This is a genomic window from uncultured Gemella sp. (assembly GCF_963529685.1).
Taxonomy (GTDB): domain Bacteria; phylum Bacillota; class Bacilli; order Staphylococcales; family Gemellaceae; genus Gemella.
This window is the reverse complement of record NZ_CAUSAI010000024.1, coordinates 1-25,813: the sequence shown is the minus strand read 5'-3', so window position 1 is coordinate 25,813 and position 25,813 is coordinate 1. Positions and strand designations below refer to the sequence as shown.

Annotated in this window: 22 protein-coding genes and 1 pseudogene; 13 read left to right on the top strand and 10 right to left on the bottom strand. The window is 29.5% G+C overall.

What is annotated here, in order from left to right:
• Both RWS90_RS04930 and deoD read right to left on the bottom strand, forming a co-directional pair.
• Positions 1 to 409: pseudogene (locus RWS90_RS04930) on the bottom strand (phospho-sugar mutase); the annotation flags it as partial.
• 27 nt (positions 410 to 436) lie between these two features.
• Positions 437 to 1,147: a purine-nucleoside phosphorylase gene (gene deoD, locus RWS90_RS04925; RefSeq protein ID WP_314549170.1), complete on the bottom strand. Its 711-nt coding sequence runs from the start codon at positions 1,145 to 1,147 to the stop codon at positions 437 to 439.
• A gap of 391 nt (positions 1,148 to 1,538) precedes the next feature.
• Between deoD and mbhE the strand changes: the two genes are divergently transcribed.
• The 11 genes from mbhE to RWS90_RS04870 all read left to right on the top strand — a co-directional run bounded on the left by mbhE (position 1,539) and on the right by RWS90_RS04870 (position 12,537).
• Positions 1,539 to 3,905, top strand: a complete 2,367-nt coding sequence (gene mbhE, locus RWS90_RS04920) for a hydrogen gas-evolving membrane-bound hydrogenase subunit E (protein WP_314549169.1) — start codon at positions 1,539 to 1,541, stop codon at positions 3,903 to 3,905.
• Positions 3,895 to 4,320 (top strand): MnhB domain-containing protein, encoded by a 426-nt coding sequence (locus RWS90_RS04915; protein ID WP_314406952.1) that lies wholly within the window; start codon positions 3,895 to 3,897, stop codon positions 4,318 to 4,320. The genes mbhE and RWS90_RS04915 overlap by 11 nt, the downstream gene beginning before the upstream one ends.
• Positions 4,320 to 4,679 carry an NADH-quinone oxidoreductase subunit K gene (locus tag RWS90_RS04910; RefSeq protein ID WP_314549168.1) on the top strand — a complete coding sequence of 120 codons (360 nt, stop codon included), beginning with the start codon at positions 4,320 to 4,322 and terminating at the stop codon, positions 4,677 to 4,679. The genes RWS90_RS04915 and RWS90_RS04910 overlap by 1 nt, the downstream gene beginning before the upstream one ends.
• Positions 4,672 to 6,153: a proton-conducting transporter membrane subunit gene (locus RWS90_RS04905; protein ID WP_314549166.1), complete on the top strand. Its 1,482-nt coding sequence runs from the start codon at positions 4,672 to 4,674 to the stop codon at positions 6,151 to 6,153. Before RWS90_RS04910 ends, RWS90_RS04905 begins: the two co-directional genes overlap by 8 nt.
• 2 nt (positions 6,154 to 6,155) lie before the next feature.
• On the top strand, positions 6,156 to 6,653 hold the full coding sequence (locus RWS90_RS04900) for a Na+/H+ antiporter subunit E (RefSeq protein ID WP_314549164.1): 498 nt from the start codon (positions 6,156 to 6,158) through the stop codon (positions 6,651 to 6,653).
• Positions 6,646 to 6,936 (top strand): monovalent cation/H+ antiporter complex subunit F, encoded by a 291-nt coding sequence (locus tag RWS90_RS04895; RefSeq protein WP_314085227.1) that lies wholly within the window; start codon positions 6,646 to 6,648, stop codon positions 6,934 to 6,936. Before RWS90_RS04900 ends, RWS90_RS04895 begins: the two co-directional genes overlap by 8 nt.
• On the top strand, positions 6,923 to 7,291 hold the full coding sequence (locus RWS90_RS04890) for a monovalent cation/H(+) antiporter subunit G (protein ID WP_314549163.1): 369 nt from the start codon (positions 6,923 to 6,925) through the stop codon (positions 7,289 to 7,291). Before RWS90_RS04895 ends, RWS90_RS04890 begins: the two co-directional genes overlap by 14 nt.
• Positions 7,292 to 7,703: 412 nt before the next feature.
• Entirely contained in the window at positions 7,704 to 9,047 is a 1,344-nt protein-coding gene (glmM, locus tag RWS90_RS04885; RefSeq protein ID WP_314549161.1) for a phosphoglucosamine mutase, read from the top strand.
• A gap of 768 nt (positions 9,048 to 9,815) precedes the next feature.
• Complete coding sequence (locus RWS90_RS04880) at positions 9,816 to 10,544, top strand: metal ABC transporter ATP-binding protein (RefSeq protein WP_314549159.1); 729 nt, start codon at positions 9,816 to 9,818, stop codon at positions 10,542 to 10,544.
• Positions 10,537 to 11,370, top strand: coding sequence for a metal ABC transporter permease (locus RWS90_RS04875; RefSeq protein WP_314549157.1), 834 nt, complete (start codon positions 10,537 to 10,539; stop codon positions 11,368 to 11,370). The genes RWS90_RS04880 and RWS90_RS04875 overlap by 8 nt, the downstream gene beginning before the upstream one ends.
• Positions 11,371 to 11,586: 216 nt before the next feature.
• Positions 11,587 to 12,537 carry a metal ABC transporter substrate-binding protein gene (locus tag RWS90_RS04870; RefSeq protein WP_314549156.1) on the top strand — a complete coding sequence of 317 codons (951 nt, stop codon included), beginning with the start codon at positions 11,587 to 11,589 and terminating at the stop codon, positions 12,535 to 12,537.
• Positions 12,538 to 12,609: 72 nt separating this feature from the next.
• On the opposite strand, the gene RWS90_RS04865 is transcribed toward RWS90_RS04870, so the two are convergent.
• Genes RWS90_RS04865 through RWS90_RS04855 form a run of 3 tightly spaced genes read right to left on the bottom strand, consistent with a single transcriptional unit; the run spans position 12,610 to position 15,013 of the window.
• A complete protein-coding gene (locus tag RWS90_RS04865; RefSeq protein ID WP_314549154.1) occupies positions 12,610 to 13,752 on the bottom strand; it encodes an FtsX-like permease family protein in 1,143 nt (380 codons plus the stop codon).
• Between the two features lie 4 nt (positions 13,753 to 13,756).
• The gene (locus RWS90_RS04860; RefSeq protein ID WP_314549151.1) at positions 13,757 to 14,437 is read right to left on the bottom strand and encodes an ABC transporter ATP-binding protein; all 681 of its coding nucleotides are present in this window, start codon (positions 14,435 to 14,437) and stop codon (positions 13,757 to 13,759) included.
• Positions 14,438 to 15,013 (bottom strand): TetR/AcrR family transcriptional regulator, encoded by a 576-nt coding sequence (locus RWS90_RS04855; protein ID WP_314549150.1) that lies wholly within the window; start codon positions 15,011 to 15,013, stop codon positions 14,438 to 14,440.
• Positions 15,014 to 15,146: 133 nt separating this feature from the next.
• Here RWS90_RS04855 and RWS90_RS04850 point away from each other — a divergent pair, with 133 nt between their 5' ends.
• Together RWS90_RS04850 and RWS90_RS04845 are read left to right on the top strand one after the other, a co-directional pair.
• Complete coding sequence (locus tag RWS90_RS04850) at positions 15,147 to 16,055, top strand: TDT family transporter (RefSeq protein ID WP_314549147.1); 909 nt, start codon at positions 15,147 to 15,149, stop codon at positions 16,053 to 16,055.
• Positions 16,056 to 16,095: 40 nt separating this feature from the next.
• A complete protein-coding gene (locus tag RWS90_RS04845) occupies positions 16,096 to 16,422 on the top strand; it encodes a hypothetical protein (protein WP_314549145.1) in 327 nt (108 codons plus the stop codon).
• 200 nt (positions 16,423 to 16,622) lie between these two features.
• Here the strand turns inward: RWS90_RS04845 and RWS90_RS04840 are convergent, their stop codons facing one another.
• From RWS90_RS04840 to lepA, 5 genes are all read right to left on the bottom strand, one after another.
• Positions 16,623 to 18,182: an RNA-binding domain-containing protein gene (locus tag RWS90_RS04840; RefSeq protein WP_314549143.1), complete on the bottom strand. Its 1,560-nt coding sequence runs from the start codon at positions 18,180 to 18,182 to the stop codon at positions 16,623 to 16,625.
• 346 nt (positions 18,183 to 18,528) lie between these two features.
• Complete coding sequence (smc, locus tag RWS90_RS04835) at positions 18,529 to 22,083, bottom strand: chromosome segregation protein SMC (protein WP_314549141.1); 3,555 nt, start codon at positions 22,081 to 22,083, stop codon at positions 18,529 to 18,531.
• A 21-nt stretch (positions 22,084 to 22,104) separates the two neighbouring features.
• Positions 22,105 to 22,818, bottom strand: coding sequence for a ribonuclease III (gene rnc / locus RWS90_RS04830; protein WP_314549139.1), 714 nt, complete (start codon positions 22,816 to 22,818; stop codon positions 22,105 to 22,107).
• Between the two features lie 96 nt (positions 22,819 to 22,914).
• Complete coding sequence (hemW, locus tag RWS90_RS04825) at positions 22,915 to 24,048, bottom strand: radical SAM family heme chaperone HemW (RefSeq protein ID WP_314549137.1); 1,134 nt, start codon at positions 24,046 to 24,048, stop codon at positions 22,915 to 22,917.
• The coding region (gene lepA, locus RWS90_RS04820) for a translation elongation factor 4 (RefSeq protein ID WP_314549135.1) at positions 24,048 to 25,813 on the bottom strand (1,766 nt) is incomplete at its 5' end. The genes lepA and hemW, both read right to left, overlap by 1 nt.

Here is a 25,813-nt window from a genome sequence, read left to right as displayed (position 1 = left end):
CTGTTCCTAAATAACGAACTGCAAATGATAATTCAGGAGTTGGACGTAAATCTTCGAATAAGTATGCTTTAACTCCATTACTAGCCATTACCAATGCTGCTAACTTAGCAAATTCTTTTGAGAAAAGACGTGGATCATGAGCAATAGCAATACCTTTTTCTTGTAATCCATTATCAATAATAGTTTGTGCTAATGCTTTTGTAGCACGAGCGATAATAAATCTATTCATTCTGTTAGAACCCATACCTACTTTACCACGTAATCCCGCAGTCCCGAATTCTAATTCTTTATAAAATCTATCTTCTTTTTCTACTTCATCGTCAGCTACATTTTTTAATTGAAGTTTTTCTTCTTCTGTTAAAGCTGAACTATCTAACCATTTTTCATATAATTCTTGATAATTACTCATATCATATTACCTCTTATTTTTTATTTTTTAGGCTAAACCTAAAGCAATTTCCATCATTTTTGTAAATGCTGTTTGTCTTTCTTCTGGTGTAGTTTCTTCCCCTGTTACTAGTGAATCGCTCACTGTCAATATTGTTAGAGCATTAACTCCCGCAGCTGTTGCATTAGCATATAATGCTGTACTTTCCATTTCAACTGCTAAAACTCCCATTTTAATCCAATTTTCCATAGCTTTTTCGTCTGCATTATAGAAAATTTCACTACATAAGATATTTCCTACGTGTACTGCTTGCCCCATTTCTTGAGCTCTGTTGTATGCTTTTAATAACAAATCAAACGAAGCTGTTAAACTGTAGTTCCCTGGAATATTATATTGGTGCATGTAGTTAGAATTTGTTGATGAACCCATCCCTAAAATTACATCGTATAATTTCACTTCTGGTTGTAAAGCTCCACAAGTTCCTATTCTAATTAAGTTTTTAACTCCAAAAGTGTGAATTAATTCATAAGAATAAATGCCGATACTAGCTGGTCCCATACCTGTTCCCATTACAGAAATCTTTTTACCTTTATATGTTCCAGTATATCCAAGCATACCACGCACTTCGTTAAAACATACTGCATCTTCTAAAAATGTTTCTGCAATAAATTTTGCTCTAAGTGGATCCCCTGGCAATAGAATTGTTTCTGCAATTTCTACTCCATTAGGCTTAATATGTGGTGTTTGTTTGTGTGACATCAAATAGTCCCCCTGTAAATATATTAATAACTTTATTATACCTTTTTTTCTCTTCTTAAACAAGAGATATTAAAAAAATAATTATCTTTATTTTTTAATAAATATTCTGACAACAAAGAGTTTTCTTTAATGATTTTTCATAGACTTTAATATTAACACTCTGTTTTCTATATATTTTTTCACTTTTAAAAATAAAAAAATATCAAATCATTTAATTTTAAAATTAATACTTGTTTTCATCGTTTCCTTGTGACTTAATAATAATATCTTGTAATTACAAATTATTTTTATTGAAAAATAATTATATAAAACTTGAATATTAATAGTATTTTAATTCATTTTGGTATATAATTAATGTTATAAATAAAATAAATTAGAAAGAGGTTTTTTTATGTTACAATTAGCTGTCTTTTTACCAGTAATTGCGATGTTTTTTGTTCCTTTCTTAAGGAAAAACTTTAAAAACATACACACTGGGAAATTTGTTATAATTGTTCCATTAATCCTGTTTGGATATTTTGTTTCAAATATTAAGAATATCTATTCCGGAGGAACAATTTATAAAAAACTAGCATTTGTTTCTAATGCGGGACTTGATATAAATCTACATTTAGATGGTCTATCACTCCTTTTCGCTTTACTAATTACAGGAATTGGTACTTTGGTTATCTTGTATTCTTGTTACTATATGAGTATTACTGATGAAAAATTACACAAATTTTACATATTCTTACTAATATTTATGTCGGCTATGTTGGGTGTAGTTTTATCTGATAATATGCTTAGTATGTATATGTTCTGGGAAATGACTTCTGTATCTTCGTTTCTTCTAATTAGTTATTGGCACGAAAACGATGCTTCAAGAAAAGGAGCCTTAAAATCATTAATCATTACTGTTTCTGGTGGAGTATTGATGTTAGCAGGAATTTTTGTTTTAAATAACATTACTGGTAGCTTTAATATTAGTGAAATAATAGAATTCACAAAAAATCACGGATATAACAGTAAATATCTAATTGCGATGATTTTAATAATATTTGGTGCATTTACTAAGTCTGCTCAATTTCCATTCCATATTTGGTTACCTGATGCAATGGCTGCTCCAACACCAATCAGTAGTTATTTACACTCAGCAACAATGGTTAAAGCTGGTATCTACTTACTGCTTCGAATTGGTATTATTTTCTCATTCTCAACTACATTCGGTAATATTTTAATTATCTTTGGAACTATAACCATGCTAATAGGCTCTATATCAGCAATATTCTTAAAAGATTTAAAAGGAATCTTAGCTTATTCTACAATAAGTCAACTTGGTATGATGACTCTTATGATTGGTATTGCAAACCTTGGGTTATATAATGATAATCACTATGTTTATACATTTGCATTTTATGCTGTTTGCTTCCATATTATAAACCATGCCGCATTTAAAGCGTGTTTATTTATGATTACTGGAATTATCGATCATTCATTCCACAGCAGAGATATTAAAAAATTACGTGGAATAAAAAAATTCATGCCGCTAAGTTTTATACTTAGTGTTATAGCTGGATTCTCAATGGCTGGAATTCCACCTTTAAGCGGATTCTATTCTAAAGAGTATTTCTTAACAGTAGTCTATGGGTTAACGCAATCTAGTATGCTATACATGGTTATTGTAATAGCTGTTGTTATCGGTGCTCTAGGAACGGCAATTTATTCATTAATACTTGCATTTAAACCTTTCTTAGGTACATTCAACGATAACATACTTGGAGAGAAAAAACTGCATCTTCCTAGTAATGGAATTTTCATCTCACCAATTATACTTGTAGTATTTGTTATAATTAATACTTTCATTAAAGACTTCATTGTCATTCCAGCACAACAAGCTGCTTTAGCTGTGAAAATTACAAATAATGAAGTAATAACACACGTTCATCATGGCAGTTTCTTATCAAGCGAGCTACTTACATCAATTTTTGTAATAATTGCAAGTTTTGGAATATACAAAGTATTTGCCAGTGAAAATGGTATTTATTCACTAAATCCAACTATTGTTTCTATTCATGGAGCATACGATAATGGTGGTATTTTATTACATAAAATTAGTGGATTCTTGCACGATGTATTTATTACTAATCAACTTAGAAGAAATATGAGTTATATATTCTTAGTTTTATCTGCAACTATTATTGGTGGATACTTCGCAATAGGAAGACCGATGTTAATTAATAATTTTTCTACAATTCATTATATGAATATTTTCATTGGTATATGTATCCTGATTTGCTGTGTTGCCCTTACAACTGTGTATAATCGCTTAGTTCTTATTATCTTATCTTCTGGAATTGGATTTATGATGACTGCATTATATGTAACATTTAGAGCACCAGACTTAGCAATGACTCAATTTGTTATTGAATCAATTTCTACTATTATATTCTTAATTGCATTTATCCTATTAACTGATAAAACAAAACAAGTAGAAAAATATCAATTTAAACTTACAAATGCAATAATTGCTGCATTAACTGGTATTAGTTTTACTATTATTGGGTTAGTATCCTATGCATACAAAAATCCATCAGAAATCAGCCAATTTTACTTTGACAATGTAGTCGATTCTGGTGGTGGTAATATAGTTAATGTTATTATCGTTGACTTTAGGGGATTTGATACCTTATTTGAAATCACGGTTATGACAATGGTAGCATTGATAATTTATGCAATGTTCAAAATTATTAAAAGAGGAGGACCAAAAGATGAAAACTAATGATGTAATCTTAAAATCATTATCTGCAATTATTTCAGGATGTATTTTCCTACTTTCACTTAGTTTGTACTTTGGTGGTCACTTCCTTCCTGGTGGTGGTTTCGTTGGTGGACTTCTTTGTACAATGGCATTAGCCCTAGCAATGTTTACTTATGGAATTGATAAAGTTACAAAACTTCTTCCTATCAATTACGTTTATGTTACTGCTATTGGACTACTTTTCTCTATAGGAACTGCATTTAGCGGTGTTGTCGTTGGAAAAAATTTCTTCAAACACCACTTCACGCACATTCACGTTCCTATCATGGGTGAAATGGAATTACACACAGCCGCAATATTTGACCTAGGTGTCTATTTTGTAGTTGTCGGAGTACTAATGTCAGTTATTTTGGCTTTCGGAAAGGATGGTAAATAATGGAATTTTATATGATTATCTTATGTGGTATTCTTGTTGGATTTGGTGTTTACCTTATGCTTTCAAAGAGTATGATGCGAATTATTATTGGAGTTGGTCTTTTTGGACATGCTGCCAACTTAATAATTTTAATCGCAGGAGGTTTATATGACGGTGATATACCTATTATTTCTGAGCTAGGAAAAAATTATATAGACCCTATCCCTGCAGCACTTATACTTACTGCTATCGTAATCGGATTCGCAGTAACTTGTTTATTAATTTCAATTTATATAGCTAACTACAAACTAAAAGGAAGCGATAATGTAATTGATCTTGAAGATGTAGATAATATGAAGGAGGAGAGAACAAATGCATAGTAATTTACCTGTTATACCAATTTTTATACCCCTTCTATTCGCTGCAATCACAGTATTATTTAGAAAAAGAATAGCAATGCAACGTTTATTAACTACATTAGCTACTCTACTGGTGTTAGCATTTTCTATCTACAATATTTATTTAGTTGATAAGCATAAAATACTAATACTAGAAATGGGGAACTGGGCTAGTCCATTCGGTATTACTTTAACCCTAGATGGATTAAATAGTGTCTTAGTTACTACATCATCTATCGTATTTCTGGCAACCTTAATATATTCATTTAAAACAATTGACAAAGTACGTGAACTTAGCTTCTTCTATCCAGGTTTCTTATTAATCATGGTAGGAATTAACGGAGCCTTCACAACAGGTGATATTTTTAACTTATTTGTTTTCTATGAAATATTACTTATGTCATCATACTTACTACTACTAGTAGGTATTAATAAAGAACAACTTAAATCTTCAATAAGTTATGTACTAATGAATGTGTTTGCTGGTAGTTTATTTGTTATTAGCATTGGATATCTTTACACAATTGTTGGTAGTTTAAATATGGCATACATCTCACAAACAATCTCATCAATGTCAGATCGACGCGGATTATATCTTGTTGGAGCTGTAATGATATTTGTGTTCTGTATGAAAGGTGCTTTATTCCCTCTATTCACATGGATGAATAGATCATATGCAGCACCTCCAATAGCAATCTCAATAATATTTGGAGCATTGCTTACTAAAGTTGGACTATACTCAATAATTAGAACATATGGATTGTTCTATTATGAGTCAAGTTTTATTAAATCATATATATTAATACTTGGAGCAATTTCTATAGTAGCAGGTTGTATCGGTGCAATCTATCAAAAAGATTTAAAACAAATAGTAATCTTCAATATAGTAATCTCACTAGGCGTTATGGTGTGTGGAACTGCTACATTAAACACTTTTGGTGTTAAAGGAGCTTTATTCTATGCAGTTAATGATATACTTCTAAAAGCTGCTCTATTTATCATAGTTGGATTAATCATCTATGTTAGTGGTGTTAAATATGTTCAAAAATGTGGTTTAATAAATAGATATCCTCTCCTTGGTTGGACATACTTTATAGTAGTTTTATCATTAGCTGGAGTTCCACCATTTAGTGGTTTCTATGGTAAAGCACTTATTATTAAAGGTTTAATTATAAACAATAATACCTTTATAGCTGTACTAGTAGCTTTATCAGGATTGGTAGTTTTCTACTCTCTAATTAAAGTATTTTTAAATGTATTTTACGATAATATTAATAAGAACCTAATTCTAAAACCACTTCCTAAAGGCGTACAAATTCCTCTTATTGTTATCGTTGCTATTGCGCTTATTATAGGAGTTAGCACTAATCTATTAGATGATTTCTTCGATAAAGGGATACAAATGGTATTAAATCCTCAACACTATATTGATTTAGTACTTAAGAAAGGAGCATAATTATGGCACTACAATTTTTAATTAATATATTAGTTGGCGTAATATGGACGTTCTTTTCAGGTAACTACAACTCTGAGTATTTCGCTGTAGGTTTCTTTTGGGGAATGGTTCTCCTATTCATATTCAGAAATACCTTCGCAAAAAATATCCTTGGAGAACAACTTTATTACATCTATGTCTATAAATGGATAAAATTAATCTTAATGTTTTTAATCGAATTATTAAAAGCTGATATAAACGTACTAAAATTGATGTTTAAAAAAGATCTCGATGTAAATCCTGTTATTTTTGAATATCCTTTAGAAGTGAAAAAAAATTGGCAAATCACACTACTTGCTAATATGATTACATTAACACCAGGTACGCTAACAGTAAACGTCGGACATGATAATAAAGTGCTTCACATTCACTGCTTAGACACTGATGATATTGCAGGTGAAATTGAAGGTATAAAAAATAGTTTTGAAAAAGCAATACTGGAGGTTGATTTAGATGGATAAGATATTAGAATACTCTATTATACTAGGTATTTTTGCAAGTATAGCTATGATATGCTTCTTACTATTATATATTGTAAAAAAACCTAGCATATTCGATAAATTAATAGCAAGTGACCTTCTTGCTATGCCTCTTATTTGTTTGATAGTTTTAGTAAGTATGTATTTTAAAACTTTTTCATACATTTCTCTAATACTTATCATAACAATTATATGTTTAGTCGGAACTATTGTTACCGCTAGATTCTTAGCTAAAAAGGAGGTATTTAGCGATGATACTAAATAACATTTTAGACATTATTATTATACTTCTAATTTTAGCCTCAATTGTTGCTATGTTAGCTACTGTGATTGGATTCATAAGATTACCAGATGAAATGACAAAAATTCATGCCGCTGGTGTTACAGGCTCTTTCGCTGTCGAATTAGTTCTTATTGCTGGATTTGTTTATTTCTATAGATACTTACATGTATTCGAGTTTAAATTTTTCTTAGCTATTGCATTTTTATTCTTAGCAGCACCTGTATCTGCACATATGATTTCAATAAGTGCTATTATATATAATAAACACGTATATTCAAAAAATAATAAAGACGAAGCTAAAAAAGTTTTAGATGATATAGCAAAACTCAATGAATAAACTCTAATATAGTTTCAAAAACCACTGTTACAATATTTGTTTCAGTGGTTTATTGATATCTAAATTTGCCTTATAGAAACTTTTTAGATATCTAATAAACTTTGCAGTGATTAATCGTCAAAATCGATTTCTTTTGTTACTTCATTCTTATATAACAAACTTTTAAACATTTTACTATTAATAAACTACTATTCTAAAATTTAATTATCAATTTTTTCTAATCTCATATACAACTATAAATATTCTTATCCACTCTTCTTATACATTATCTTATAGAATTATTATAATTTTAAATATCTAGAATTTCACAATTTACTACCTGTAAAAAGAGACAATACAACCCTAAACCTTGACATATTTCGTTTTATATAGTAATATTCATATAGATTATAAAACAAGGAGTCATTTTTTTATGAGAAAATATTTTGGAACTGACGGTATTCGTGGTATCGCAGGAGAATCACTTACAGCCGATTTGAGTTTTAAAGTAGGTAAAGCTCTTGGTAAATTACTTACTGAAAAAAAAGAACATCCAAAGGTAATAATAGGTAGAGATACAAGAATTTCATGTGACATGCTTGAACAAGCATTAGCTGCAGGACTTACTAGTACAGGTGTCAATGTGATGACAGTCGGTACTATTCCTACTCCTGCTATAGCTTATTTAACAAAAACAATTGAGACAGACAGTGGAATTATGATTTCTGCTTCTCACAATCCTTATCAAGATAATGGGATCAAAATATTCGGTCCAGATGGGTTCAAACTTACAGATGAACAAGAATTACACATTGAACAACTTATCGACAACTCTGACAAAATTAAAAACGCTAGTTTTGATAAAATAGGCAAGCTATATAGTGGAAGCGAACTTAGTCAAAAATATATACAACATATAAAACAATCTATTTCAGGAGATTTATCAGGCATAAAAATCGCTCTAGATTGTGCCAACGGAGCTACTACTGGAATTGCTCCATTTATTTTCGGAGATTTAGAAGCTGATATAGAAACTATAGGTTGTCAACCAAACGGGGTAAACATTAACGATAATGTTGGCTCTACTAAAATTAATACTATTGCAGAATTCGTAAAAGAAAATAATGTAGATATGGGATTTGCTTTTGACGGAGACGGTGATAGAGTCCTTGCTGTCGATTCTAAAGGAAACGTCGTAGATGGTGATAAAATCATGTTTATCTTAGCAAAACACCTTAAAGATCAAGGTGAATTAAAAGATAACATGGTTGTATCTACAGTGATGAGTAATATCGGTTTCTACAAAGCAATAGAAGAAAACGGACTGCAATCAGTTAAAACTGCAGTTGGGGATAGATACGTTGTAGAAGAAATGAGAAACAACTCATACTCACTTGGTGGAGAACAATCTGGTCATATCATTCTTATGAATTATGCAACTACTGGTGATGGTATTCTTACAGCTGTTAAATTAGCCGATATCATTAAAAAATCGGGTAAATCATTAGAAGAATTAGCCAATGAAGTAAGTATTTACCCTCAAAAACTAGTAAACATCAAAGTAGTAGATAAAAAAACTGCTATGGAAGACGAAGAAGTACTATCAGAATGTACTAAGGTTGAAAAAGAACTAGAAGGAAACGGGCGTATTCTATTACGTGCCTCTGGAACTGAAAATCTTATTCGTGTAATGGTTGAAGCTAGTAGTGATGAACTTACTGACAAATATTGTGAACAAGTAGCAGCTATTGTACGAAAAAAATATGAAGTAAAATAATGATTACAAAAGAAGTTAGTCGTGATTAGCAACTAACTTCTTTTTATTTTTCAATTTCTAAAGTATATAATTATAAATTTCAAATCCCATTTTAGATTATAACAAATGAAAAAATATAGCTTATCGTTGATTATGTAATCTTAAACATTTTTTTATATCTTATTATGGTTTACTAATAATTTTAAACTTAATATTATATTAATTTTTTTTAATACGTAAACAATACTCATTAAATATATATATATCCACAATATTTTTACATCTTTACAGTAATTTTTGACTAGATAAATTTTACTGTAATACTAGTATTAATTGTAGTTTAACTATAAAAAGGCTCTGTGTTATTGTGAAAAATTTAATCTTTTTATACAAATAGACTTTTATTAATATTTTACCAAAAAAATATGAGAATTTTTTTAAGGAAATTTTATTTTCCTATTGTTTTTTGTATATACTTCTGTTATACTTATAGGTGAAGTAATTATTATATTACTTCAATATGTTCTTTTATTATAAGTCTCCCTAGCTTATAATAAAGACTTTTCATATTTACTCCCTTATTTCTACCTTACAATATTTTTTGTAAGGTAGGTTTTTTTATTTTTATGAATTTTCATTTTTTTTACTAATTATTACTGTTTTTCTATATTTTCTTAGATTACCTCACGTTTTTTTTCTGAATACAACAAAATTTACTTGACTTATTTTCTTTCCTGAGGTAAACTTTAATGTATAAACACAAAATAAAATAAGAAGGGACAAGCAAGTATGATAAAGATAGAAAATTTAAATGTTACTTATAATCAGTCTCCTGCCCTTTCTAATATTAATTTAGAAATTAAAGGACCTGGCATTACAGGTATAATAGGGCCTAACGGAGCTGGTAAATCTACCTTAATAAAAGCCGTTTTGAATATAATACCCTCAACTGGTATTTCAAAAATTGATGACAAGATTGCAAAAGAAAATCTTGACAATGTTGCTTATGTCGAGCAAAAAATAAATATTGACTACAACTTTCCAATTAAAGTAAGAGAATGTGTTTCTCTTGGCTTATATTCTAAGATTGGAATACTAAAAAAATTAAAAAAATCTGATTGGCAAAAAGTTGACGACGCTTTAAAGTTAGTTGGTCTAGAGAAATTCTCTAATAGACAAATTAGTGAACTATCTGGTGGACAGTTCCAACGTGTATTAATAGCTCGTTGTCTTGTACAAGACGCTAAATATATATTCTTAGATGAACCTTTCGTTGGTATAGATTCAGTAAGTGAAGAAATAATTATGGAAACTTTAAGAGATCTACGTGATAAAGGACATACTATATTAATTGTCCATCATGATTTAAGAAAAGTTCATTCTTATTTTGATAGTGTTCTATTACTTAATAAAGAAGTTATTGCTTTTGGTGATACTGAATCAACTTTCACAAGAACTAATCTAACTACAGCTTATGGCACTGACTTATTCTTTACTGGAGGTGAGAATAATGATTAAAGAGTTTATTGATGGACTTCATAGTTTTCATTTCTTACAAAACGCACTTATTACTGCCATTGTTATTGGTATAGTCGCAGGTGCTGTAGGATGCTTTATAGTGCTTAGAGGTATGTCCCTTATGGGAGATGCGATTTCACACGCAGTTCTTCCAGGAGTAGCTCTATCATTCATTTTAGGAATTGACTTCTTTATAGGTGCGATTGTATTTGGACTAATGGCATCAATCATTATTACTTTTATCAAAGGTAATTCTATTATTAAGAGTGATACAGCTATTGGTATTACATTCAGTTCATTCTTAGCGTTAGGAGTTATTCTTATTGGTGTTGCGAAGAGTTCTACCGATTTATTCCACATCTTATTCGGTAATATATTAGCAGTACAAGATATCGATATGTACATTACAATTGGAGTTGCTATTTTCGTATTACTTGTAATAAAACTATTCTACAAAGAATTATTACTAACTTCATTTGATGAATTATTAGCTAAAGCAATGGGAATGAGAGTTAACTTTTATCACTATCTACTAATGATATTATTAACTCTAGTATCTGTTACAGCAATGCAAAGTGTTGGAACAATTCTGATTGTAGCTATGCTAATCACACCTGCTGCTACTGCATATCTATATGCTAACAGCCTAAAAACAATGATATTTTTATCATCTACAATCGGTGCATCTTGCTCAGTACTTGGATTGTTTATTGGATACTCATTCAATATTGCAGCTGGATCTAGTATCGTATTAACATCTGCTATTGTTTTTGCAATAAGTTTCTTTATTGCTCCAAAACAACGCTTTGTTAAACATAAAAAATAATATAATTTTGGTAATAATATACAAATAATAAAGTAGTATTAATCTAATTAAATATAAATAACCCCTTTAAATAAACTCATTAAAAAATAAAATACTTCCAAAATGAGTTTATTTAGAGGAGTTATTATGGGGTTTTAATTGATAATGATTATTATTAGTTATGTAAATCTATTTTATTTTTGTTTTTACAAATAAATAATAAAGGAGGCCTATAATATGAAAAAATTAGGTTTTAAAAAATTAAGTTTCCTAGCGCTTATTTTTACTCTAGCCGTTGGACTATTTGCTTGTTCTAGCGCTAAACAAGATTCAAATTCTAACGAAGCTACAAAATTAAAAGTTGTAGCAACTAACTCTATTATCGCCGATATTACAAAAAATATCGCTGGTGATAAAATTGATTTACACAGTATCGTTCCAGTTGGTCAAGATCCACATGAATACGAACCGCTTCCTGATGATGTTAAGAAAACATCACAAGCTAATCTTATCTTCTACAACGGTATTAACTTAGAAACTGGTGGTAACGCTTGGTTTACAAAATTAGTTCAAAATGCTAAAAAAGAAGAAAATAAAGATTACTACGCTGTTAGTGAAGGTGTTGATGTAATTTATCTTGAAGGTCAAAATGAAAAAGGTAAAGAAGATCCACACGCTTGGTTAAATCTTGAAAATGGTATGATCTACGCTAAAAACATTGCTAAGCAATTAGAGGCTAAAGATCCTAAGAATAAAGATTTCTACGAAGCTAACCTTAAAACTTACCTAGAAAAACTTTCTAAATTAGATAAAGAAGCTAAAGAGAAATTCAACAACATTCCTAAGGAGAAAAAAACAATCGTAACTAGTGAAGGATGCTTCAAATACTTCTCTAAAGCATACAATGTACCTTCAGCTTATATTTGGGAAATCAATACTGAAGAAGAAGGAACTCCAGATCAAATCAAAACTCTAGTTGAAAAATTACGTAAAACTAAAGTACCTTCTCTATTCGTAGAAAGTAGTGTTGACGAGCGTCCAATGCAAACAGTATCAAAAGATACTAACATTCCAATCTTCGAAAAAATCTTCACTGATTCTATCGCTGAACCAGGACAAAACGGAGATAGCTACTACAACATGATGAAATGGAACTTAGATAAAATTGCTGAAGGATTAGCTAAATAACTACTCCTAAAACAACTCCTAAAACAACTCCTAAAACAACTCCCTGTATAAATATACAAGGAGTTGTTATTTTTATTCCATCATAATTTTTTTAACATTTAAACCTTTTATCTTATTACTATAGTATAAAACAAAGATTTCATATATTAATACAAATGCTATAAAACTACCAATTACTGAAATTAAATCAAAGTTATATGTTGTTTCGCTATCTAATTTTTTAGATAAAACTTTTAGTAATGTTCTTATTAAAAAATACTGATAAACTGTTCCTACAACAAAACCTATGTATGCTACTACTCTATAACCTGATAATACTATTTTTGAACATTCACTTTTTGAAAAACCCATAATATTTAAAATAGATATATTTTTTATATTACTATTAGCAATCACTTCTAATGAAATTAATAATATAGATAACGATAATATCACACCTATTATCATCATCATAATTCTTATTGTTCCATCAACAAAATCTCTCATACCAAATGCCATTTGAATCATTGAAGAAAATGATAATGCAGCAAAAATAACAAAGAATAATAGGGTTTTATTACTAAATAATACTGTTGCTCTTAATTCTTTAAAAAAGTTTTTATATTGTCTAAATCTTCTTTTTCTAATTTTTTTATTTGTTGAATTAATTTGTTTAAGTAAGTTGATCGTTGGTACATTTAAATTAAACAGTACATAAACAATTGATATTACTAAAAACAATAGTGATGGTAATATAACCATTATTAATAAAAGTTGAGGATGAAAGTTTATTGTAAGTTCAGATAATATATTATCTGTATTTCTACTCTCATAAAATTTCGGCATAAACAAATGTGAACTACCATAACCTAATAATGAACCAAAAAATACTAAAAATCCAAAAATAGAAAACTTAGATGCTATAAAGTTATTACTATAACCTTGAGCTTTTAATATTCCAATTTTATGTTTAGAATCATCAATAAATTGTTTTATATAGAATATTAACATTACAGCTGCACTTATTGATAAGACAGTTCCTGTTATAATAACTACAAATTTAGAAACAATAAGCTGAGCATCATAAAACTTTTTCTGCATTATATTAAATCCCGTAATATCTAGGCCTTTCAAATCTAAATATAAGTTAGAAAAAAGTGTAGTTATAAATACCGCACAAAAACTTACTATCACTACTGCAATTGCTTTTCTTAAATCTTTTAACTGAACTATCATATAATTACCACCCTATCTCTTCTACAGATTTAGGTTTATGGTTTTCTACAATTGAAGTTACTCTACCACTACCTACATGAATTATCTTATTTGCAAGTTCAGCAATATTCTCATTATGAGTTACCATTATCATTGTAAAGTTTGATTTATCTTTTAGTTTTAATAAGTACTCTAATATTTTTCTTCCAGTTTCCTCATCTAAAGCTCCTGTTGGTTCATCTAAAAATAGTACAGTTGGCTTCTTAGCTAATGCTCTCGCAATTGAAACACGCTGTTGCTCTCCTCCAGATAACTCATTAGGATATTTACTTAATTTATCTTCTAAACCTAATTCCTTTATAATATCAACATACTCTTTATTATTTGCTAAATTAGCTCCTACTTTAACATTTTGTTCTACTGTTAAATTATTTAATAAATAATATTGTTGGAAAACAAATCCTATTTTATCTTTACGAAACTTTGTTAATTGTTTTTCTGAGTAATCACTTATAGACTCATTATCATATACAACTTCTCCTGAATCTGACTTTTCTAAACCAGATAAAATATTTAATAATGTAGATTTTCCTGAACCTGAAGCCCCAAGTATAACAACAAATTCATTTTTATCAATTTTTAAATCTATTCCCCTTAAAACTTCTTGATCATTATATTTTTTCTTAATATTTTTTGCTGTAATCATTTAATCAATCTCCTTTAAATATTGTACTATTAAACTTTTAGCTACTTCTGTCATGTACTCAATAATTTCAGGCAGTGTAAAATTATATATTCCCGTAACTGTTAATGTTGCAATGCCATGACTATATATAAATAAGTGCTCATAAAATTTTTTTGCATTTTCTATTGAAATTTTATACTCTTCATCTATAGACTCAATTACTGATTTATATTCGTAGTCTCGCATTGGAAGAAAATCTTTAAAACTTTCTACTTCTATTCCTTTTTTCATAAATAACCATTGAAATAATTTAGGTTCATTTTTTGAAAATAATATATACTCTACTCCTAATCGTTTAAATGGACTATCATCTTTTAAAGCTAAATTAACTTTTTCTGAAAAAATATTTTCTGCAACAAACTTTGCTTCATCTTCTAAATTTTTCATATTAGAGAACAAACTAAATATTACTTTAGTAGATGACTCCAATTTTTTAGCTAACTCTCTTGCAGTTAATGCTTCTATTCCATTTTCTCTTATAAAGTCTATAGTTACAGTCAAGACCTCTTCTTTAGTAAATTTAAATTTTGGTGCCATATTCAAACCTCCATCGATGGGTAACACTTGTTTCTTATTGTAAATTATTTTGTATGAAATGTCAACAGAAAAATTATTGAATTATTACATGAAATCATATACAATAAAAGTAGAATAAAATTAGGAGTCATTTATGAATATAATTAGAAATTTACCTACACCAATTGCAGGTTTAGCATTAGGTTCTGTTGCATTAGGAAATTTATTACAACCATATTCCTCTTCATTACAGTTATTATTTAATCTATTATCTTTGATAATAATTGCACTTTTAACTATTAAATTTGTGTTAGGATTTGACAAATTAAAAAAAGAAATGGAAAATCCAGTTATAGCGACAGTGCTGGCAACATACCCTATGAGCATTATGCTACTTGCTTCGTTTTCAAAAAAATATATCGGGCTATTGAGTATGCCAGTATGGATAATTGGAATCTTTCTAGATTTTTGTGTTGTTTGCTATGCAATTTATAATTTTATAATAAAAGAAAGACATATAAGTAAAATCTATCCAACTTGGTTTATTACCTTTGTTGGACCAGCTGTTGTGACAGTAACAGCAATAAATTACAACTTAGAAATACTGGGATTAATTTACTTCTACTTTTCTTATATTAACTATTTAGTATTATTACCTTTTGTTCTTTATAGAGTCTATAAATACAAACATTATAAAGATGGAGATTATCCTACTATTACTGTATTTTCAGCACCTGGTGGACTATTACTAGCTAGTTATATGATTGGAGTAACGCAAAAAAGTAATATAATCTTAGCAATATTAATACCACTTACAATATTATTGTTTATATTTGTCTTAATTCAATTACCATATCTGCTAAAAAGAAAATTCTACCCTAGCTTTTCAGCTTTTACCTTCCCATTGGTAATCTGCGCGATATCTTTTCAAAAAACCGGGGTTTATTATCAACTAGCTGAATTTTCTATTCTAAATATTTTAATTCATCTAAGTGAATTGCTGGCAATAATTATTGTAATTTATGTATGGTATGGCTTTATTAAAAATTTATCATATAAATAATTTAGCTGCTTTTTATAAAATATTTAAGGAGACCATTTATATGAGTAGAAAAAAATACATTATCATTATATTATTATTTACTATTCCTATAATCCCTATCTGTATATACATAGATAATACTAAATTTGAACATATAGGAACTATACTAATTCGCTGTCTATGCTCTTTTGTCTGCTTTTTTACATCTTATCTACTTATATATAAAAAAAGCTATAATATCCTCGCTGGCATGACTGAAGAAGAATATACAAGAATAGAAAAAATACCTAAAGAAAAAGAAAAAATGGAAAAAATCTCTAAAAGAGTTGGTTACATATTTGCTTTTATAGGTATTCTATTATTATTATTTACTATTTATTTTATATGATTGAAAAGGGAACTGACCCAAAAATATAAAGAAAACCAAGAAAAGATTGATAAAATTTCTTTCCTTGGTTTTTGACATAATTTTTGAACAAAATATAGAAAAAGAAAATATACACTCTTTGTCCAATACGATTAATTTTGAAAATAGGGAATATTATCGTACCTATAAGTTTCCCAGAAATTTTTATATCTAATTTTATATTAACGTTTACCACTTAATTTTTCACTTTTTATAACCCATTCTCCTGCTTTTGTTGATCCCTTACGTTCTAATATACCACCTCTTCTATACTTACTTATGTGATATTTAGCCCCATCATAAGTTAATCCCAATTCAACAGCTATTTCCTTTATAGTAATTCGTGGTTTTCTTCTAATTATCTCTAAAATTCTACTTTGCTGAGTAGTTTCTTGGGTAGTTTCTTGGGTAGTTTCTTGGGTAGTTTCTTGGGTATTATCCTGAGTACTTTCTATAAATTCTTCATTAATTTTTATTATTACATTCGTATAGTCATCATCTTTATTTTCCTGCACATATTCTAAAGAAGGAGATGAATTAGCCCTTAAGGCCTCTTTGGCGCGCCTTACTCCTGAACCATAAGACTCTATCAAATTTAACGAATAAAACATATCTTTCAGTTCAACACTAATATACTGCCTATTATCAAAACTAACCTTAGAATTCAATGAATCTATAGTCACGGGAGGCAACGGTCGATTATGGTTAATAATGGAAATATAATTATTATAAATATACACACCTATATATTCTTGCGATTCATAATCCTTATGAACTATTGCATTTATTATTAATTCTTCAAATGTAGCAAGTGGATAATTATATTTAATATTGTGTTCAATTTCACTTTCTTCCCTGATTGTATATGTTCTCATAATGTTATCTTTAAAATAATCAATTACTCTCTTCGCTTGTTGCCAAATCGGTCCAGTAAAATCCTTAGCTTCCATTTTATCTGTTTTAGAAACTTCTCTTATTACCTTTACATATGCCCCAGGTATAAACTTCCTAGGTTCATCACAAAACATAAGGACAGCAAAATTTTTAACTCTAAATCTATCTAATTCAGTTTTACTAATTAAACCCAAACTTTTAGCCATTTCTAGTTTCCCTTGTTCTTTTATGTCATCTTTTGATTCTGTTTGGACAAGATATTCCCTCATGTATTCATAGTTTAAATCATCCAACGTAGCCGTATTATTTAACGCACTTGAAAATAATTTTCCATTAAATTTTTTCAGCAACTCTAATTCTTCTAGTGATGATGGTAAAACACTATCTCTATTAACCCTTATATATCTACCTGATTTTAAACCAATCTCTTTACTATTCTCAGCTTTAACACTAGTTTGATAAGGTCCATTAGTTCCAGGTTCCACAGCGATGATTAAATACTTAATCCCCTGATATTCATTCACTATAATTTGATAACATATTTTGGGATGTATATTAGACAATAAATTTTTTAATTTGTTTTCTGTTGTCTCTATCATAGACTCTTCTATCCCATAAATTGGAATTCGCGGAATTGCTTTTATTCCTGTTTTAATATCATTTTCTTCCTCTACTCCAATAAATATTAAACCAATTTCCGATTCCATATAATTATTAGCAAATGCGCAAGCTGTTTTAAGAATTTTATCTTTAAAACTAGCAGTTTTTTTATATTCAATATATTCATTCTCTATTTTCTTTGATTGTAAAATTTTATTAGCAAGCAGTTTAACATCTTCAATTTTCATAATATATTCTCACCTTCGTCTAATTATAACTACATACTCTAATTTTACCAAATTATCTTTCTAAATACTACAACTTTAATACTACAAAGCAATATATAATTATTAACACAACATATGACTAATTATCTGACCTTATCAAAGATTTCAAAGATAAAAAACCGACTAAAATTACTAAATTTTAAAACATCTATGTGAAAACTCATAGACGAAGTGATTCATTAATATCTAAATTCACTTTACAAAAGTTTTTTAGATATATAATAAACTTTGCGGGAGTAGCTCTACAAAATCTTGTTTCTTAAGAAATTACGATTTTGTAGAATCACTCCCGTCTTTATTTCATATACTACTCCACTACCTCTTCGAAGTTCTCGATAACATCTTTTAACTCTAATTCTAAGATATAACTAATACCTTTTTCTTGCATTGTCACTCCATATAAAGTATCCATAGCTTCCATTGTTCCACGTCTGTGTGTGATAACTAAGAACTGATTATTCTCTGAATAAACTTTTAAAAATTTAGCAAATCTATTAACATTTTCTTCATCTAGTGCCGCTTCTACCTCATCTAACACTACAAATGGTGGATTTTTAACCTGCAATATCGCAAATAATAAGCTAATCGCAGTTAATGATTTCTCCCCACCTGATAATAATGAAAGGTTTTGAAGTTTTTTACCAGGAGGTGAAGCTTCGATTACTATTCCAGTATTTAATATATCGTTTGGTGATTCTAATGTCATATCTGCATAACCACCTTTGAACAGTTCTTTAAATATTTTATTGAAGTTTTCTGCTACTTGAACAAATGTTGTTAAGAAGCGTTCTTTTACTTCTTTATCAATCTCTGCAATAGTTTCTTCTAGTTTTTCTTTCGCTTCTACAAGGTCGGTAATTTGCTCATTATAGAAGTCATAACGTTCTTTTACTTCTTCAAACTCTGCTATAGCATTTAGGTTAATATTACCTAACTCTACAATCTCTTTACGAAGTCTTGCTACATCTTGTTTATACGAAGGTACCTCATCTATAATATCAGCAGTTAATCTATTTGATACACTTTCGTACGTTACATTATAGTTAGTAACAAGATTTTCTAGATATTCATCAATTTTAACTTCTATCTTCGTCTGTTCTACAGTTAATTTTTCAAATTCTAAAGTTTTTTGACGTAGATTTTCATTATTTCTCTGTTGAGCTACAGTAATTTCTTTTTCGCGTTTGAATAATCCTGTTTTTTCCATATCAAGATCTGATAATAGGGTCTTAAGCGTTGTTAATCTTTCAACGCATTCAGCAATTATTTTAGAATTATTTTCTAGTATCTGAAGTTCATCTTCTTCACTTAATGACTCAGCATCTTTAGACATTTCTAATCTTGTTAGTTGTTCATTAATATCTGCTATGTCAGCTAATAGTGATTCTATTAACTCTAAACCATGCTTAGTTGTCTCTTCTAATTTTGATTTTTCAATCTTAAGTTCAGCAATTTTCTCTAAGAACAATTCTTCAGCGCTTTGGGCATTTTGTTTCTTACTACTTTCCTCTTTGATTTTTTCATCAAGTTTTTGAAGTTCTACTCTAATTTGCTCAAGATTTTGAGTTAATTCAATAATATTACTTGAGTCATCTTCATTATCTTTAAATTCTAATAGTTTTTTCTCATTAAATTCTATATTTGCCTTTATATCAGTAATTTCAGAATTTTTGTGATTTATACTTAATTCTAATTGCTTAAGTTTTAAAATCGCTTCTTCTTTCACTGATTTAGAATTTAGAATTTCGTCCATTAGCTGTTGTTGTTGACTCTCTAATAAACTCTTCTCTCCAACTAATTTTTCAATCTTATCATTAATTTTTTCAAGATTTTGCACTAACTCATCAAGTTCAGCCTTATGTTTAATAGATGAGTTATTATTTTTATTAATAGCACCACCTGTGATAGATCCACCACTATTGATGATTTGTCCATCAAGCGTAATAATTCTATTTCTAAAATTAATTTTACGGGCTATTCTATTGGCATTATCCATATTATCAACGATAATAACAAGCCCTAATAGGTAAGATATTATATTTTTATACTCAGTGTCAACAGTTATTAGATTCTCAGCAATATTGATAAAGCCTTCTTCATTTACTACCGTTCTATAAACATCACTCGCTATAGATTTTACTTTAATATTATTTAATGGTAGAAATGTAACTCTACCTTTATTAGTTTTCTTTAAATGACTAATGCACTCTTTAGCAACATTCTCATTTTCAACAATAATATTTTGTTGCGCTTGCCCTAAAGCAATATCGATTGCAACAGCATATTCATTATCAAATTCTACAATATTTGCTACACTATTGTGAACACCAACTAAAGAATCTTTATTAGCAAGAATTTCTTTCACTCCAATATTGTAAAAACTTAAATTATTAATTTGGTCTTCTAAGAACTTCTTACGATTTTCCAGATTGCTCTTGAAGTTGTATCCTGTGCGAATTTGTTCCTCGATATTTTTTCCATTTGAATTAATTAAAATATTTTTTTCAACTAATATATCAAGTTCTTTTTGAAGATTAACTAGCTGTTCATCTAAAGCTTTTTGTTCTTCATTAGCTGCTTTAAGTTCCTCTGTTTTTATACCTAAAACTTGCTTTTGTCTTTCTATATTATCAAGAATTTCTTTACTGTTTTCATCAGCACTCTCTAGATTTTTCTTAACAAACTCTATACTATTTTCTAGTTTAGTTTCTTCGTTTATTAAGCTATAATAGCTATCTTTTAATTCTTCTATATTTCTTTCGATTAATTCTAGTTTACTCTCTTCTCCTGATTCTAACGAAGAGATTTCTTTATTAATCTTTTGAATTCTACTTTTAGTTTCAGCATTTACATTTTCTCTTTCTACTAACTTACTTTCAAGGTTTTGTTTTCTTTCCTCAAGATATTTAATATCATCATTAATTTTTTCACTTCTAAGTGTTCTATTATTTTTTCTTTCCTCAATAACACTCAATTGCGATTGAAGAGATTCTTTTTTCTGAACTAACTCTAACTCCTCATCATGGTACTTCATGTAGGTTTTATCTAGTGCAACTAAATTACTTTTAATAGATTCAAAATCTTTGATAAACTCTTCTTGTTTATTCTCTAAGCCAAGTTTTTCCGATTCTTTATCTTGTTTAACTTTCAGTAAGTCTGCAAGTCTCTTTTGATATTCAACAATATTATAGACATTTAATAAAATATCTTTCTCCTCTAGTTCATTAGAATAATCTAGATACTTTTGAGTTTTATTCTTTTGATCTTCTAAGATTTCATAACGACCTGAGATTTCTGAGAAAATATCATATAACCTCATTAAATTGTCATTTGTTTTTTCTAATTTAAGATTAGTTTCTTTTTTCTTATTTTTATATTTTAATACTCCTGATGCCTCTTCAATAATTGCTCGACGATCAACAGGTTTAGACGAAATAATATCTTCTACCTTACCCTGAGTAATAATACTATAACTCTCTTTATTAATCCCCAGATCTAAATATATATCTGTAATATCTTTTAATTTTGCACGTTTATTATCAATGTAGTACTCACTATCACCATTTCTATACAAACGTCTTTTAATTTCACAACTATCTTCTCCGTTAGAAAATGTTACTGCTACCTCTGCAAAGTTCTTTCTTTTCGCATCTTCAGTCCCCGAAAAGATAACATCTTTCATGCTACTACCACGTAAATTTTTAGCAGACTGCTCCCCTAAAACCCAGCGAATAGCATCAATTATATTACTTTTTCCCGAACCATTCGGTCCGACAACACCAATTAAATTATTCTTAAATTCAAACGTTGTCTTCTTCTGAAAAGATTTAAAACCTGTAACTTCAACCTTTGCTAATTTCATCTTCTTCTCCTTTCATTGTTTTTAAATATCTTTATGCCCTAGTTTTTCTAGTGCTTGTTTTGCTGATATTTGTTCTGACTCTTTCTTTGTTGTAGACGTTCCGCTTCCGTATTGTTTTCCGCCAATTAAAATAGCACTCGTAAAAGTTTTTGAATGTGATGGACCACTAGAATCAAGTACTACATATTCAATATCACCTAATTTAATTTTCGAAACATACTCTTGTAGTATAGTTTTATAATCTACAAAGCTGTGATACTCAAGATCTTGCACTTCTGTAAATAAAGTATTATTTAAGAAAGTTTTCACCACTTCAAGATTCGACTCTAAGTACATTGCTCCTGTGAAAGATTCAAAAATATCAGCAAGTAAAGCTGCTCGACTTCTTCCACCCATTTTTTCTTCACCTTTACCTAGATAAATACATTTATCTAAACCAAGTTGCAAAGCATATTTAACCAATGTCTTTTCACAAACAATAGATGCACGTAGCTTAGTAAGCTCCCCTTCGGGAAGCTCAGAAAATTTCTTAAATAAAAATTCACTTGTTGTAATCTCAACAACAGCATCTCCTAAAAATTCCAGACGTTCATAATTCAAATGCTTCGCAATTCTTTTCTCATTAGTATAAGAAGAGTGAGAAAATGCATTTTTAAAATTTTCGCTGAATTTTAAATTAAATCCATACTCTTCATTCAAATTACTAAGTAATCTTTCAATATATGTTCGTTCCATAATTATTCTCCTTTCCTATTTATCGGGAGAAACCGAAAAACTAACTTTATAAAACGTGTATAGCTGGTTTCTCCCCTGACAAAATTCTATTTATATTTAATCTAATAAAAACTCAGAGAACACATCGTTTCCATAGAATAATCCTTTTCTAGTTAAACGAAGTTTATTACCTTCAATCTCTATGTAACCCTCTCTTATGTTTCTATCAATTACATCTTTGAAGATTTCTTCTGCTCTTTTTCCATACTTTTCTTCAAACATATCTAAATCTACACCTTCTAAAAGACGAAGCCCTAAAAACATTTCCTCTTCGATTCTTTCCTTTGGTGTCACTGTGTTTTCTTCACGTCTAGCGTGCCCTTTTTCCAACATACTATCGATATAGAATTTCAATGCTCCCTGATTAGCATAACGTACTCCATCAATATAACCATGAGCACCCGCTCCAAGACCGTAATACTCTATATTCCTCCAGTAACTGCTATTATGAACACTCTCATGACCAGGTCTAGCAAAATTACTGATCTCATACTGTTCATAACCATTTTCTGTTAAGAAGTTAATTACCTCATTGTACATTTTCTCTTCTGTTTCATTCGAAGGCAATGTAACCTTCTTATCTCTAACTTGGTTATAAAGTTTTGTTTTTTGCTCTAATATCAGTGAATAACAAGAAACATGGCTAATATTATATCCCACAACCCTTTTCATACTATCATACAGGTCGTCCATGGTCTGCTTCGGTAATGAAAACATTAAATCAACATTAATATCCTCAATCCCATGTTTTTTACAATTAGCAATCGCCATATCCACATCATCCGCAACATGTCCGCGTCCAAGAATTTTTAACAGTTCATTATTAAAAGTCTGAACTCCCATGCTAATTCTATCAACTCCGTAGCCCTTTACCAAAGCAACCCGAGAATCAACAAGATCCTCAGGGTTCGCTTCAAAAGTAAATTCACGCAGTTGTTGTGGAATTTTATTTCTAAGTGCAGTTAATAAACGATGAAGTTGTTCATCATTTAATGCACTTGGCGTTCCACCACCAATATAAATAGTTTCAACATTTTGAATATTTTCCATACCCTCAATTTCTTTTATTAAGCAATCTATATACTTATCGACAGGCTGTCTTTGTATATAAAACTTGTTGAAATCACAGTATGAACAAATATACTTACAAAATGGAATATGAATATATACTCCGCGTGGATAACTTTTCATTATTCTTCATCCATTTTCAGAACAGCCATGAAGGCATCTTGAGGAACTTCTACGCTACCAACAGCTTTCATTCTCTCTTTACCTTTTTTCTGTTTCTCTAATAGTTTACGTTTCCTACTAATATCCCCTCCGTAACATTTAGCAAGAACGTTTTTACGCATCGCTTTAATAGTTTCACGAGAGATAATTTTATTTCCAATTGCAGCTTGGATAGGAATCTCGAATTGTTGTTTTGGAATAAGTTTTTTTAATTTTTCTACAATAACTTTACCACGTTGGTAAGCAAATTCTTTGTGAACGATGAAACTTAAAGCATCGACTTGTTCACCATTTAATAGAATATCCATCTTAACAAGGTTACTATCTTTGTACCCTGTTAATTCATAGTCGAATGATGCATATCCTTTTGTATTAGATTTAAGTTGATCAAAGAAGTCGAAGACAATTTCTGATAAAGGTATATCATAAGTAATATTAACCCTTGTATCATCGATATATTGCATATTTAAGAAAATACCACGTTTCTTCTGACAAAGATCCATAACAGCACCTACATAATCATTTGGTACCATAATGCTCGCCTTAACAAACGGCTCAGTTATCTTATTTATTTTTTGTGGATCTGGCATTTCTGATGGGTTTGAAACATCTACTAAAGTTCCGTCAGTTTTCTCAACTTTGTAAATAACCGATGGTGCAGTAGCGATGATATCAATGTTAAATTCACGCTCAATACGCTCTTGAATGATTTCCATGTGTAACATTCCTAAGAATCCACATCTAAATCCGAATCCAAGTGCTTGAGAAGTTTCCGCTTCATATTGTAACGCAGAGTCATTAAGTTCTAATTTTTCTAATGCTTCACGTAAGTCATTATATTTTGATGAATCGATTGGATATAATCCACAGAATACCATTGGATTTAATTTTCTATATCCAGGTAATGCTTCTTTAGCAGGATTATTCGCTAATGTGATTGTATCCCCTACACGAGTTTCACTTACATTTTTGATAGATGCGCAGATAAATCCTACATCCCCTGCAGTAAGTTCATCAACAATTTTTTCTTTAGGTGTGTGAATACCAACTTCAGTTACCTCGAACACACCACCAGTAGCCATCATCTTAATCTTATCTCCCGCCTTTACAGTACCGTTCTTAATACGTACTGAAACAATAACTCCTCTATACGCATCGTATAATGAATCAAAAATTAACGCTTGTAGTGGTTCAGCCGCATCCCCTGATGGAGCTGGGATATATTCTACGATTTGCTCTAAGATTTCATCAATACCAATACCCGCCTTAGCAGAAGCAAGAACGATGTCATCTGTTGGTAACCCAATTACATCTTCAATCTCAGTCTTAACCTTCTCAGGATCTGCAGCAGGTAAATCAATTTTATTAATAATTGGAATAATTTCTAAATTATTATCTAATGCTAAGTATACGTTAGCTAAAGTTTGTGCTTCAATACCTTGAGCAGCATCAACTACCAAAATAGCCCCCTCACATGCTGCTAGAGAACGAGATACTTCATATGTGAAGTCTACGTGTCCCGGTGTATCGATTAAATGGAAAACGTACTCTTCTCCATTTTTAGCAGTATATTGTAATTGTACTGCATTAAGTTTAATTGTAATACCTCTTTCACGCTCAATATCCATTGAGTCTAGAAGTTGTGCTTTCATTTCACGTTGTTCTAACGCCTTTGTTTTCTCTAAAATTCTATCCGCAAGAGTTGATTTCCCGTGGTCAATATGTG

Bases quoted from the DNA above. Each gene is read 5' to 3' on its own strand.
- RWS90_RS04875 (WP_314549157.1), top strand. From the start codon at position 10,537: ATGATTAAAGAGTTTATTGATGGACTTCATAGTTTTCATTTCTTACAA.
- RWS90_RS04895 (WP_314085227.1), top strand. From the start codon at position 6,646: ATGGATAAGATATTAGAATACTCTATTATACTAGGTATTTTTGCAAGT.
- glmM (WP_314549161.1), top strand. From the start codon at position 7,704: ATGAGAAAATATTTTGGAACTGACGGTATTCGTGGTATCGCAGGAGAA.
- RWS90_RS04905 (WP_314549166.1), top strand. From the start codon at position 4,672: ATGCATAGTAATTTACCTGTTATACCAATTTTTATACCCCTTCTATTC.
- hemW (WP_314549137.1), bottom strand. From the start codon at position 24,048: ATGAAAAGTTATCCACGCGGAGTATATATTCATATTCCATTTTGTAAG.
- deoD (WP_314549170.1), bottom strand. From the start codon at position 1,147: ATGTCACACAAACAAACACCACATATTAAGCCTAATGGAGTAGAAATT.
- mbhE (WP_314549169.1), top strand. From the start codon at position 1,539: ATGTTACAATTAGCTGTCTTTTTACCAGTAATTGCGATGTTTTTTGTT.
- RWS90_RS04910 (WP_314549168.1), top strand. From the start codon at position 4,320: ATGGAATTTTATATGATTATCTTATGTGGTATTCTTGTTGGATTTGGT.
- smc (WP_314549141.1), bottom strand. From the start codon at position 22,083: ATGAAATTAGCAAAGGTTGAAGTTACAGGTTTTAAATCTTTTCAGAAG.
- RWS90_RS04880 (WP_314549159.1), top strand. From the start codon at position 9,816: ATGATAAAGATAGAAAATTTAAATGTTACTTATAATCAGTCTCCTGCC.
- rnc (WP_314549139.1), bottom strand. From the start codon at position 22,818: ATGGAACGAACATATATTGAAAGATTACTTAGTAATTTGAATGAAGAG.
- RWS90_RS04870 (WP_314549156.1), top strand. From the start codon at position 11,587: ATGAAAAAATTAGGTTTTAAAAAATTAAGTTTCCTAGCGCTTATTTTT.
- RWS90_RS04890 (WP_314549163.1), top strand. From the start codon at position 6,923: ATGATACTAAATAACATTTTAGACATTATTATTATACTTCTAATTTTA.
- RWS90_RS04840 (WP_314549143.1), bottom strand. From the start codon at position 18,182: ATGAAAATTGAAGATGTTAAACTGCTTGCTAATAAAATTTTACAATCA.
- RWS90_RS04860 (WP_314549151.1), bottom strand. From the start codon at position 14,437: ATGATTACAGCAAAAAATATTAAGAAAAAATATAATGATCAAGAAGTT.
- RWS90_RS04865 (WP_314549154.1), bottom strand. From the start codon at position 13,752: ATGATAGTTCAGTTAAAAGATTTAAGAAAAGCAATTGCAGTAGTGATA.
- RWS90_RS04850 (WP_314549147.1), top strand. From the start codon at position 15,147: ATGAATATAATTAGAAATTTACCTACACCAATTGCAGGTTTAGCATTA.
- RWS90_RS04915 (WP_314406952.1), top strand. From the start codon at position 3,895: ATGAAAACTAATGATGTAATCTTAAAATCATTATCTGCAATTATTTCA.
- RWS90_RS04900 (WP_314549164.1), top strand. From the start codon at position 6,156: ATGGCACTACAATTTTTAATTAATATATTAGTTGGCGTAATATGGACG.
- RWS90_RS04855 (WP_314549150.1), bottom strand. From the start codon at position 15,013: ATGGCACCAAAATTTAAATTTACTAAAGAAGAGGTCTTGACTGTAACT.
- RWS90_RS04845 (WP_314549145.1), top strand. From the start codon at position 16,096: ATGAGTAGAAAAAAATACATTATCATTATATTATTATTTACTATTCCT.